Annotated in this window: 9 protein-coding genes; 2 read left to right on the top strand and 7 right to left on the bottom strand. The window is 43.3% G+C overall.

The features are described from left to right. The 7 genes from PO830_RS05330 to PO830_RS05300 form a co-directional block, all read right to left on the bottom strand. Window positions 1-3,344: M36 family metallopeptidase (locus PO830_RS05330; RefSeq protein WP_272852495.1), on the bottom strand; the 3,344-nt coding region annotated here is incomplete at its 3' end. A gap of 389 nt (window positions 3,345-3,733) precedes the next feature. After that, entirely contained in the window at window positions 3,734-5,041 is a 1,308-nt protein-coding gene (gene nqrF / locus PO830_RS05325; protein WP_272852494.1) for an NADH:ubiquinone reductase (Na(+)-transporting) subunit F, read from the bottom strand. Window position 5,042: 1 nt separating this feature from the next. Then, window positions 5,043-5,780 (bottom strand): NADH:ubiquinone reductase (Na(+)-transporting) subunit E, encoded by a 738-nt coding sequence (gene nqrE / locus PO830_RS05320; protein ID WP_272852493.1) that lies wholly within the window; start codon window positions 5,778-5,780, stop codon window positions 5,043-5,045. A 3-nt stretch (window positions 5,781-5,783) separates the two neighbouring features. Continuing rightward, on the bottom strand, window positions 5,784-6,431 hold the full coding sequence (locus PO830_RS05315; protein WP_272852492.1) for an NADH:ubiquinone reductase (Na(+)-transporting) subunit D: 648 nt from the start codon (window positions 6,429-6,431) through the stop codon (window positions 5,784-5,786). 3 nt (window positions 6,432-6,434) lie between these two features. Further along, the gene (locus PO830_RS05310) at window positions 6,435-7,184 is read right to left on the bottom strand and encodes a Na(+)-translocating NADH-quinone reductase subunit C (RefSeq protein WP_272852491.1); all 750 of its coding nucleotides are present in this window, start codon (window positions 7,182-7,184) and stop codon (window positions 6,435-6,437) included. Window positions 7,185-7,186: 2 nt separating this feature from the next. Beyond that, the gene (locus PO830_RS05305; RefSeq protein WP_272852490.1) at window positions 7,187-8,386 is read right to left on the bottom strand and encodes an NADH:ubiquinone reductase (Na(+)-transporting) subunit B; all 1,200 of its coding nucleotides are present in this window, start codon (window positions 8,384-8,386) and stop codon (window positions 7,187-7,189) included. 4 nt (window positions 8,387-8,390) lie between these two features. Next, the gene (locus tag PO830_RS05300) at window positions 8,391-9,743 is read right to left on the bottom strand and encodes a Na(+)-translocating NADH-quinone reductase subunit A (RefSeq protein ID WP_272852489.1); all 1,353 of its coding nucleotides are present in this window, start codon (window positions 9,741-9,743) and stop codon (window positions 8,391-8,393) included. A 191-nt stretch (window positions 9,744-9,934) separates the two neighbouring features. On the opposite strand from PO830_RS05300, the gene PO830_RS05295 reads away from it, so the two are divergent. Then, window positions 9,935-11,185 carry a type IX secretion system plug protein gene (locus PO830_RS05295; protein WP_272852488.1) on the top strand — a complete coding sequence of 417 codons (1,251 nt, stop codon included), beginning with the start codon at window positions 9,935-9,937 and terminating at the stop codon, window positions 11,183-11,185. A gap of 58 nt (window positions 11,186-11,243) precedes the next feature. Continuing rightward, window positions 11,244-12,452: a DUF3667 domain-containing protein gene (locus PO830_RS05290; RefSeq protein ID WP_272852487.1), complete on the top strand. Its 1,209-nt coding sequence runs from the start codon at window positions 11,244-11,246 to the stop codon at window positions 12,450-12,452. The last annotated feature ends 1 nt before the right edge of the window (window position 12,453 follow it).

The following is a 12,453-nucleotide window of genomic DNA, read 5'->3' as shown; positions in this document are numbered from 1 at the left end:
AGTACTAAAAAGGCACTGTTGAACACATCGTTACGTGTTTCTGCGTCCATCGGACTTCCCATGACCATAAAGTCACGCGTCTGAAGCACCGGAGTGGTTACATCAACATTGATCGTACCGTTGTTACTGACGATGGCACTAGATTCTGATTGCACTACAGAGCCTGTATGTGCCACGTTTAGTGTTCCGTCGATATTGATATTATACTGAATATTCAAATAGTCATTCGGTCCCACAGTAAGCGTGTTTCCTGCTTCTACATCGCAGTCACAAGCATCAAGATTACCTTGTGCCGCAGTATCAAAATCATCTGAAATGATGGCACGAGTGGTACTGGTAGGCACCCCATTATTCCAGGCACCTCCTACGAATTGCGAAACGCTGTTTCCTAATACATTCACATCGAAAGAGCAACTTACGCTGCTTCCGGTACTACTATCAGTCGTTTCAAAGGTATTTGTAGTGAGCCCTAATGGGTAGGTTTCTCCGGTGGTGATTCCCGTGGTCTGTACCGTGGTTAAGAAATCACTTTCGGTTCCTTGTACAGCGATTAATACAGAGTTCGCTCCGAGGTCAAAATCAGACAGATCACTGTAGGGTAATCCGCTAATACAACTCGTATAACCGATGGATGTATCATTAGGGTTATTCAACACCCCGGAATCATTATAAGCAATCATAAAATTTTGCGATGCGGGAGAAATTACTTCGACCGTAAACGCAGTTCCTGCAGGCAAAAAGACATCAAACGGAACCGTTTGGGTAAATGCACTTCCCGCTGGTACAGCTGATGTTGCTGTTGCATAAGGAGTCACTGTGGATGAGATAGGTACGGTATACGTTGTAATCGCATTATCTAACGTATTGTTCAAATAGATATTCACGGTAATGTTTGCTCCCGTCGTATTGTTGATACCAACATCAATACCGGTAATAAGATAATCTCTAACGACTCCTTCGGTCGTTAAATTGAATTGGCGCAAGTGTCCCGAAAGTTCTCCGGTACAATCAATTCCTCCATTGTTGGTCTCCACCGTATTTTGCGTCACCCGATTGCTTGATCTTCCGAAGCAACCATCCGCTGGGCGAGGAAATTCAAAACTAATATCCGGATCACAAGTGGTAATATCTGCGGGACATACCAAGGCTAACGAACTATCTCCAACCGAAATCGTATCGGTATCATTTTCTACGGAACCAGAACACAAGTTGGTGATGGTATAGGTTACCGTTGTAGTTCCAACACCTGCTACGGCAGGATCAAAACTAAACGTTTGACCGTTGCCATCGTCGGTTACACCCGTACCACTGTACACACCGCCTTCCGGCAATCCGCCGCTCAATCCTGTTTGAACACCACTCGTAATACAAAGAGATTGTAACGATGAATTTAGATCTGGTGTTCCTAATCCCGGAGGCAAGTCGAAGGCCTCAGTATTATCATTTTTATTATTGGTAGAACCCTGATTCGCACTAAATCCTAATCCACGACGTGCAAATGCTTCCCAAATAATACAGTTGTAAGCACCGCCGTAAATTGCCTGATCTGCCGCAATGATAGCGTCCCGTCCGTCGATAAAGCCTGGACTACAGGCTTGTAATTTCATACCTTCTGTTACGAGGTTTAGGGCAATATTGTTTCCTCCCGTTCCATTGTAGATATCGGCATCAAATCCGTATTCATCGATCAAATCCCAGGTCATTTCCCACAACATGGCACACCACACCGAGCCAACTCCGTGAGGCGCTACTTCCGCAGCAGTATCGGCATAGGTATGAGGATTGACAGCAAAGTTAGTACTGTATGGATAGGTACGAATCCCAGGTCCGGTAGGTGCTTGTCCTACCAACCAGGTACCGATACCGCGACTATCATCTCTGGCATCACTGGCATCCATGGTAAGCATCAAGCCATAGTAATCACTCCATCCTTCACCCATTTGTTCCTGGTTTCCGAGACAACCCGCAGCAGCAGGCCCTCCGGTAAGTCGGTTTGAAATTCCGTGACCGTATTCATGAACAATCACGCCATTATCGAAGTCGCCATCACGAGTACCACATACATACATTTGCATCCGCGGACGGTTTCCATCTGAAGGCGTTGCAAAGTTGGCATTACAAGTACCGGAACCATCTTGTGCTTCGGCGCGAACAGAGTCGTTTCCTGAACCACCATTTCCGTAATTGTTTACTTGGAAATTTCCAGAAGCTTCGTCGAATCCATATTGATATACTACATCATGAATGATGTTTGTCCAATAAAACAAGTTGGTCACCGCAGCATCGATACTTCCGTCTCCTACCGTCACATTAGTATTAAACGGAAAGTTAAAGGTAAGTCCGGCACCTCCAAAGGCACGTTCATCATTGGTTCCAGAACCCGTTCCGGTAACCGTGCTCGAACTATCGTCATAGGCGTCACAGTTGTTTCCGATGGTATAATTTGATTCTGCTCCTGGAGACCCGTTGGTATCGTGCCATCCATATGGAGAGGCTACAGCATTGTCAGGATCAGAAACAGAAACACGAGATCCATGCCCAGGAGATTCAACAGGCATTGGAATTACATTATACGTACCTACCATCATAGATGCTTCTTCCGGTACGGTATAAAACAACGGTGTTTCGTAAGCGATTTCGCTCTTTTCATCTCCGTGCGCATGATCGTGCATCTCATCTAAACAGGATACGGTAAAGTTGTTTTTATCGATAATGTTTCCGGTAGTAGCATCAACGCGGAAATTCCACCAGTCGGCACTGTTGATTTCCTCTACGGAAAGTTCCCACACAAGTTGAACGCCAATACCTTCACGGTAGTAATACATTAATTTTACTGGAATATTGGAAGCGGAGATCCCTGCTCCATTATAAACCGCTTCTTGCGTTAAGGGATTCTTGGTTTCTAAAAGCTGTAGGTTTGAGAGATTGTAGCCCATTTGATTTGCTACCGAAGAAATTGCCGTGGCTGCATTAATACTAGCACGGTTACTTAGTACTTGCTCTTGAATATTAGAAACAAAGCGATTGTTGGTTCTAAATACAGAGCCAGCCGGTGTTTTATGAATGCTCGATTCGGTTCCATAGACCTCTATTCCATCGATGGCTTGTCGTAAATAAATATGGTGTACGCCACTTACCCGACTTACATGTTGGGCCGTAATTACAAAATCAGTTGTTTGGCCTTTTTCAACGAGGGTAGCTAATTCAATTTTTTTCGAGGGTTCATTGTCGTTCTTGTCCTGCTGCAATTGTGATTGCGAAAAAGAGGTGGACAAGACAGATACAAACAATGCCGTAGACAGTAATGCATGTCGTACAGCGTTCCGGTTTTTAAGGGTGTACATTTGATTCATAGTTAATTAGATGGATTAGTTCTCTCTATAGGCTACTAATTTAACATATTATTAAGACAATGCAACTACAAGTCTCATTTTCAATTTGTTAAAATTATATGGGTGTTAAGAGTGGATTTCCAACACCAACACATAGCTAAAATATTTCGAGTTTGTTATTTAATTAACCCAGGTGGGGACTGGTATAAGAGGTATTTGGATTTTGGTTACACAAAGATTTAGGGGCTAGTAAGTAGCTATTAACAGGTCAAAAATAACACTTAATCGATTTTATGCAACTATTTATCGGCATTTTTCTTAATTAAATCATAATATTTTTAAGCCTTACCATAAAAAAACGCTCCCAAGGGAGCGTTTATGATCGTTGTACGGTTTAGTGATTAGCCACCAAAATCATCAAATCGGATATTTTCATCTGGAATACCGAAGTCTTCTCCCATCTTCTGAACCGCCTGGTTCATCAAAGGAGGACCACAGAAATACAATTCTATATCTTCTGGAGCCTCGTGGTGGTTTAAATAGTTATCGATCACCACCTGGTGGATAAACCCAACAAAGCCATCCCCTTCCGCATCAATATCCTCTTTCACTTTCCAATTGTCTTCTTCCAACGGTTCTGAAAGTGCTAGATAAAACTTGAAATTCGGGAAATCACGTTCTAGCGCACGGAAATGCTCGATGTAGAATAGTTCACGTTTTGAACGCCCTCCGTACCAATAGGTTACTTTTCTTCCAGTTTTTAATGTTTTGAACAAATGATATAAATGCGATCGCATGGGCGCCATACCGGCACCACCCCCTACGTATAACATTTCGGCTTCACTTTCGTTAATGAAGAATTCTCCGTAGGGCCCGGAAATGGTTACTTTATCACCCTCTTTACAATTGAAGATATAAGAGGAAGCAATCCCAGGGTTTACACTCATCCATTGGTTTTTATCGCGATCCCATGGTGGTGTTGCAATACGAACATTTAGCATGATTTCGCGCCCTTCGGCAGGATACGAAGCCATAGAATAGGCGCGTTCTACCACTTCGGTATTCTTCATTACCAAAGGCCAAAGATTGAACTTATCCCACTCGGCTTGAAATTTATCCGGAGTATCATGCTCTTCGGGGTGCGCCGTGATGTCTATATCTTCGTATTTGATTTCGCAAGGCGGAATTTCAATTTGAATATATCCACCTGCCTTATAATTCATATCTTCTGGTATCTCTACTACGAATTCCTTAATAAAGGAAGCAACGTTATAATTACGAACCACGGTGGCTTCCCACTTTTTAATTCCGAAGACTTCTTCAGGAATATGAATATTCATATCCTGTTTCACCTTCACCTGACAGGAAAGTCGGGCTCCTTCTTTTAATTCTTTACGAGTGAAGTGAGGCGTCTCTGTAGGAAGGGCTTCTCCCCCTCCTTCGAGTACGTGACATTCACATTGAATACAAGTACCACCACCTCCACAAGCTGAGGGCAAAAAGATTTTTTTACTTCCCAAGGTAGAAAGCAGAGTTCCTCCTGAAGGAACTTCGATTTTCTTTTCTTCGTTAATGGTGATCGTAACGGGCCCAGACGGAGATAACTTTTGTTTGGTGAACAACAACAGTGATACCAATAAAAGGATAAGAACCAAAAAGGCCACTACAGTTGCTACGACGACCCCTAATGTGCTAGCTGCTAAGAACATACTATTGTGCTGTTATAGTTGATGAAACGGTTGCGGTTTCGGTTGTTTCTTCTGTATTTTCTTTCGGAAGCTCCATCCCGATATTTTCAGGCTGACTGTCTAAGGAGGGGGTTTCTTCGTCACCTCCGGTTAGCATTCCTCCGAAGCTCATAAACCCAATGGCCATGAGTCCGGTAATGATAAATGTAATTCCCAAACCACGTAGGGGTGCAGGAACATTGCTGTATCGTATTTTTTCACGAATGGCCGCAATGGCTAATATCGCTAAGAACCAACCAATACCACTACTAAACCCGTAGTTTAAGGCCAAACCAAAACTGGCGATCTCACGCGACTGCATGAAAAGCGATCCTCCCAAAATAGCACAGTTTACCGCGATAAGTGGCAAAAAAATACCGAGACTATTATATAAGGAAGGCGAAAATTTCTCTACAATGATCTCTACTAATTGTACCATGGTAGCGATAGTAGCAATGAAAAGAATAAACGACAAAAAGCTAAGGTCGTAAGTGGCGTATTCTGGCCCTAACCAAGTTAGCGCCCCTTCCTGCAATATATATTGATCTAACAACCAGTTAATAGGCACCGTTACTGTTAATACAAAGATTACAGCCGCCCCTAATCCTACGGCAGTGCTCACTTTCTTCGAAACGGCCAAATACGAGCACATTCCCAAGAAATAGGCGAATACCATGTTGTCTACAAAAACCGACTTAAAAAATAATTCTAAATGCTCCATGTCTTAGTTTTCTTCAATGAGGTCTTTATTCTTGCTACGCTGCACCCAGATGATAATTCCCACCACAATCAAGGCCATGGGAGGCAATACCATAAATCCGTTGTTCTCGTATCCAATGGCGTATAAGCCTGTTTTGGCTACAGGATCGCCCAGTACTTTGAATCCGAAAAGCGTTCCGCTTCCCAATAACTCGCGGAAAAACCCAACGATTATCAAGATGACACCGTATCCGGCGGCATTTCCGATACCATCCAGGAACGAGCGCCAAACACCGTTTCCTAAAGCGAAGGCTTCAAAACGCCCCATGATGATACAGTTTGTAATGATAAGTCCAATGAACACCGAAAGTTCCTTACTCAATTCATAGGCAAAGGCTTTCAGTACTTGATCCACAATAATTACCAGGGTCGCAACCACGACCAACTGAACAATGATTCGAATTTTTGACGGAATGATATTCCGCATCAAGGAGATCACAATATTCCCTACTCCCATTACGAACAATACTGAGATGGCCATCACAATGGAAGGCTTCAGCTGTGCCGTAATCGCCAGTGCAGAACAAATTCCCAATACCTGAATAGTAATCGGGTTGTTATCCGCTAAGGGATCTAATATGAGTTTGCTGTCTTTTTTTGAAAGTAATCCCATTTCTTATTGATTTAAGGATTGAAAATAGGGTACGTACATCTTGATATCTTTCCGAAGCATAGCCGTTACACCATCACCGGTAATCGTAGCACCTGCGAGGGCGTCTACTTCGTTATCGGAAGTATCTGTATTGTTTGGGTCGTTATTTCCTTTGGCAACATCAATTCCTTTAAAAGCGCCTCCATTTAAGAAACTTTCTCCTGTGAAGTCGTCCATAAAATAACGCTGTTTGATTTCTGCACCCAGTCCCGGCGTTTCTCCCTTGTGATCGAAATACACCCCAGTAATTGTCATGCTCTTGTCCACGGCAACAAAACCCCAGATCGCGTCCCAGAGTCCTTTTCCACGCACGGGCATTACATAGACCTCTTTTCCGTCTTTTTCACCCACCATCAGCGGTAGGCGGCGTTTGTATTCGGGATCTTTTGCTTTGGTTTCTTCTTTCTTAATATCGATCAGATAGGCCTGGTCATCTTCTGTGACTTCTCCATCTTGAATCACCAATTGTTTGGTGATATACTCTTTGAAGGTAGCCTCCACATCTTCCTGAATAAACGCCACACTGCTGTCGTCAGGATCATTATTGTTCACGCCCATGGCGTAGAGAATGTTCTGCTGTTTCTCGCGCTGTTCATTTTCTTTAATGGTAGGTTTTAGTCCGCTTGCAAAACCTGCCAAGAGCGATCCTACCACAACCACCATGATCACGGCGAAAATGATGGTATAACTATTTTTGTCCGTATCAATTGCCATGCTTACGCTGTTTTAACTTTTAGACGTTTCATTCTTTTTTTGATGTTTCCTTGCAGCACGTAGTGATCGATGGTTGGCGCAAATACATTCATCAACAAAATTGCCAAGAACACACCTTCAGGATAGGCTGGGTTGAACACCCTAATTAATATGGAAATCAATCCGATTAAGAACCCATAAATCCATTTTCCCTTGTTAGTTTGAGAAGCTGTTACGGGATCGGTTGCCATATAGACGGCACCAAACAAAATGCTACCAATAATTAAATGTTGCCAGAACGGTACGTTCATCAAGCCCCAAAATTTAGACGATTCTCCAATCCATCCGGCTTCTACCACTCCATTGAAGATCAAGCCCATGGTCAAGGCTCCTACAAGCGTACTAAAAATGATGCGCCAACTCCCGATCTTTGTAAAGATCAAGATAGCTGCTCCCAAGATGATTAATATTTTTGATGTTTCTCCTACCGAACCAGGAATAAACCCGTAGAACATGTCGCTTAGGCTGTACACCACATCCTGATTTTGTGCGTAACTTCCTAAAATCGTCTCTCCGGAAATGGCGTCTGGTGTCCCGGCACGCTCAACAGCTTGATGCACCCACACCTTATCACCACTCATCCAGGTTGGATATGCAAAGAACAGGAAGGCACGGATGGTCAGCGCCGGATTGAGAATATTCATTCCGGTACCTCCAAAAACTTCTTTTCCGATAACGACACCAAAAGCAACCGCCACGGCGAGCATCCAAAGCGGAAGGTCTACCGGCACGATCAAGGGAACTAACATGCCCGTAACCAAATACCCTTCTTCTACTTCATGCCCTTTGATCACGGCAAATAAGAATTCGATCGCCAATCCTACTCCGTAGGAAACGATGACCAGTGGAAGCACGGTCCAGCATCCCATGATGAAGTTGTCCCACGTAATGAAATTCGCCCAAGGATTAGCGCGAAGTGTTTCATCGATGGCTGCGTAATGCTGATATCCGGCATTGAATATTCCGAAGATCAAACAAGGCACTAACGCCAAGATCACCGTATTCATGGTTCGCTTTAGATCGTCTGCTACTTTAATATGAGTTCCCCCATGGGTAGTTTCATTGGGCAGGTATAAAAACGTGTGTAAGGCATTGAAAGCCGGAGCCATCTTTTTGCCTTTGTATTTTTCTTTAAGCGTATGTAATTTCTGTTTCAATCCCATAGCATTATCCTATTTCTTTGTACATAAGGTCCAAGCCGTTACGAATTATTTTCTGATGCGGTTGTTTGGAAATACAGATAAATTCTGTTAACGCGAAATCTTCCGGGGCTACTTCGTACATCCCCAAGGCTTCCATTTGATCCAAATCTTGTACCATACAAGCCTTGAGCAATTGTAGTGGATAGATGTCCAGCGGAAATACTTCTTCGTAATTTCCCGTCACCACAAAGGCGCGATGCTCTCCGTTGGTATTGGTATCTAATTCGTATTTCTTATTTGGATTCATCCAGGAGAACGTAAGGGCTCTCGTGGTAGATACTTTGTTGAATACCGGTTTGTTCCATCCAAAGAACTCATAATCGTCACCCTCCGGAATCACCGATACGGTATTGTGATAGAATCCTAAATGCCCCTTTGGAGAAATTTCATCTCCCGTAAGCACATCGCCACTGATGACGCGTACATTCTCTTCGGAAAGTCCCGAATCGTACATAAAGGTTGACACTTCCGATCCGATGCGCGTGGTGTAGTATTTTGGAGTCTTTACAGAAGATCCTACGAGCGCCACGACGCGTTCTGCATTGAATTTACCAGTGAGTAGCAACTCCCCAATAATCACTAAATCTTGCGCAGCAACCGTCCAAACCGTTTCTCCTTTATTCACCGGAGCGATCTTAGCGATTTGCGTTCCTACGTTTCCGGCGGGATGCGGCCCTGTAGCCTTGTGCAGTTCAATATCTTTTAATCCTTCAAAAGGAGAGGTTCCACTTTTTGCGATGGTTACATGTACGTTTCCATCTGTTAGTTTGCGAAGTGCCGTAACCGCTGCTTGCAACTCCATTTCCTTTCCGCGAAGCGAAAAATCTACATCGGCTGCCAAGGGCGCGGTGGTATAGGCTGAAATAAAAATATCTCGTGGACTGGTTTCCGGGTCGGCGATCACATCGTAGGGCCGTTGCTTGATAAAAGGCCAGCAACCGCTCTCTAACAAGCGCTCTTTGATCGCATCAGCAGTAGCCGAAGCGACATCTGTAGTTCCAAATTCCTTAAATGAATCTTGGGTGTCTGCCTCGATTTCCACAGCGGTAATGACTCGTTTTGCGCCACGTTCTATCTTGGCTAACGTGCCACTCACGGGAGAAGCGAATTTGATCGCTTCGTCATTTTTGGAATAAAAAAGCGTGTCTCCAGCTTGAATGCTAGTTCCTTCTTTAATGACCATTTTTGGAGTGACCAGATGAAAGTCGGAAGGTCGAATAACAAAAGTACGGGAGCGTGGTGCTTTGGAAAGTGTTTTATCCGCTTCGCCTTTTAATTTGATGTTAAGACCTTTTTTAATCTTAATGTCTTTGGACATAGGATACATGTGTTACTACTCAATAACTTTTTTCCCGAAGGGTCTACGCCCAATTTTCGGGTGTGCAAATTTATGAATTTTAGACAGCAACCCACAATAATTGTTTCATAAATTTTCTCAGTTGCGAGAAACATTTCACATCCTTGTACGGCACGAAAATTGTTTATCTTTAGCCCACAAACAAAATTACCATGCTTCGAACCTTTTTGGCATTTCTTGCGATATTCTTTTGCTTTCAACTACATGCGCAACTTATTGATAAGGTAGAACCCGAATATATAAGAACCATTCAGTTTCAAGGAGGTACCAATCAAAGTCAGTTGCCCATCATCAATCTTGGAGAGCGACTGCAATTGAGTTTTGATGATATCAATGGAGATGAAGCTGATTATTTTTACACCATTACCCACCACAATTTTGATTGGTCGCCAAGCGACTTGAGTAAAGGTGAATATTTACTGGGCTTTGATGATGTTCGGATAGAGACCTATGAGAACTCTTTGAACGCCCTTCAAATTTATTCGCATTACACCTTAACGATTCCCAACCGGGAAACGCGAGGTTTGACCAAAAGCGGTAATTACTTATTAAGCGTGTTCGATGATGATGGTGTATTAATGTTTACCCGGAAGTTCATGATCATGGAAAACTTGGTCGGCGTGGGCGTAGAGATCAAACGATCACGAAAATTAGAGTTTATAGAATCGAAGCAGGTGGTGCAGTTCACTATCAACTCTCCTAACCTGCTGTTGATTAATCCGAAGCAAACAGTAAAGACCCTGGTGCTGCAAAACAGCAACCTCAAAACGGCCATCACCGATTTAGTTCCGCAGTACACTCTAGGGAGCGAACTAATCTATCGCTACGATCAGGAAGCGGCTTTCTGGGGCGGGAATGAGTTTTTGAGTTATGACAACAAGGATGTTCGATCAGCCAGCAATGGCGTACGCCGAATAGAACTCACCGATGTTTATGAAAACTATCTCTATACCGATCGCACCCGAAGGGACCGAATATATACTTACAATCCTGATATCAACGGAAATTTTGTGGTGCGGAATATAGACGTCGCAAACCCAGCCATCGAAGCCGAATACGTACGCATGCACTTTAAACTTCAAAATTTTGATGATATTGGCGACAAGGAAATTCATCTCTACGGAAACTTCAACAATTGGAGTATCGACGCGTCTACCTGGATGCGCTATGATGAAGCCACCGATACCTACACAAATTTCCGTCTGTTTAAACAAGGCTTTTACAACTACAAGTATGTGCTAGTAGATCGCGATGGCACAATTGACGAAGGTTTTATCAGCGGAAACCACTGGCAAACTGAAAATGATTACACCGTACTCGTGTACTTCAGAGATTTGGGAGCCCGCTTTGACCGTATTGTTGGGATGGGCCGCGCGAATTCAGAAAACATTACGAATAATTAAAAAACTCCTTCCGAAGCAAGACTGATTAACAAAACGAAGTTTTCACTACTTTTACGAAGTGAGCGATGACAAACCAGTTGTAAGTAACAGTCGGAAGGCGAGTAAGTATCGGGGCACCGAATGCCTTAATTGCGGGCAGCCCTTAGAACTTACCAATCGCTACTGCCCGTATTGTTCTCAAATGAACACCACGAAGAACCTCTCGTTAAAAGACTTCTTCGGTGAGTTTCTGGGGAGCATCATTACCTACGATTCTCGCTTTCGATATACCTTAAAGGACTTGCTATTTCGTCCCGGAGTCATCACCCGAAACTATGTACACGGACAGCGCTTAAAGTACGCCAATCCGTTTCGGTTCTTTCTAAGCGTCTCGATCATTTATTTTATTCTACAAAGTCTCATCGCAACTTTTACCGGAAGCAATAATTTGATGGGAGATTTTAACGATCCCGATTCTGATGGCATTGTCAAGTTCACCGACCCTTCCAAGGCGTTGGACAATCTCTCGGAACGCGATTCAATCACGATCGATTCGGTGTTTCGAGCCAATAATATTCCCGCCGATTCGCTCTGGAATCAAAAAGCGAAATACTCGAATGAGGAAGCCGATTCTATACTTAAATCATATATCCCTTTTCTTCCGAAAGATAAAGAGAAAGATGAGGCCCACACCTACGAACGAATTTCGGAGGAACAACTTGATTCCATGCAGCGTGGGGATCGGGTTTTTTCGCGATTTGAGCTCTATTGGGATTTTTATAAAACCACGCAGATCAAAAGTTCAGAACGCGCATTAGACAGCTTACAACACAACAACTCTACCTATAATCGATGGGCGTATAATAAGGTTCAGGCGCTTGAACGAATCCAGGAAAATCCTTCGGCCTTTGTGTATTACCTCATCGAGAAGACACCTTTCTTTGTGTTCTTCTTCACCCCGGTCTATGCCCTGTTCTTTTGGTTGATCTATTCTAAAAAGAAGTATACCTATATGGAACATATGATCTTTATCTTCCATATTTTCAGTTTCGTTTTTCTGGCATCGATGATCTGCTTGATACCCGACACCATTCTTGACATGAATTTGTTCAGCGGGATCGTGTTTTCCATCATCGGGCCCTTCTATTTTTACAAAGCACTTCGGAATTTTTATCAGCAAAACCGCATCATAACAATTTTAAAATTTATATTTTTAAACATTGTATTCTGGATTAGTTCCACGCTGTTTGCCACCTTGTTTTTCCTGATAACAGCGGCCATGTATTAGA

It is taken from the genome of Altibacter sp. HG106, from assembly GCF_028561755.1.
In the GTDB taxonomy this organism is placed as follows: Bacteria; Bacteroidota; Bacteroidia; order Flavobacteriales; family Flavobacteriaceae; genus DFVG01.
Note: the sequence above shows the minus strand (reverse complement) of the source record. Positions and strands in the feature narration are given on the sequence as shown.

Excerpts from the sequence above, each read along its gene's own strand:
- nqrF (WP_272852494.1), bottom strand. The coding sequence starts at position 5,041 with ATGTTCTTAGCAGCTAGCACATTAGGGGTCGTCGTAGCAACTGTAGTG.
- nqrE (WP_272852493.1), bottom strand. The coding sequence starts at position 5,780 with ATGGAGCATTTAGAATTATTTTTTAAGTCGGTTTTTGTAGACAACATG.
- PO830_RS05315 (WP_272852492.1), bottom strand. The coding sequence starts at position 6,431 with ATGGGATTACTTTCAAAAAAAGACAGCAAACTCATATTAGATCCCTTA.
- PO830_RS05310 (WP_272852491.1), bottom strand. The coding sequence starts at position 7,184 with ATGGCAATTGATACGGACAAAAATAGTTATACCATCATTTTCGCCGTG.
- PO830_RS05305 (WP_272852490.1), bottom strand. The coding sequence starts at position 8,386 with ATGGGATTGAAACAGAAATTACATACGCTTAAAGAAAAATACAAAGGC.
- PO830_RS05300 (WP_272852489.1), bottom strand. The coding sequence starts at position 9,743 with ATGTCCAAAGACATTAAGATTAAAAAAGGTCTTAACATCAAATTAAAA.
- PO830_RS05295 (WP_272852488.1), top strand. The coding sequence starts at position 9,935 with ATGCTTCGAACCTTTTTGGCATTTCTTGCGATATTCTTTTGCTTTCAA.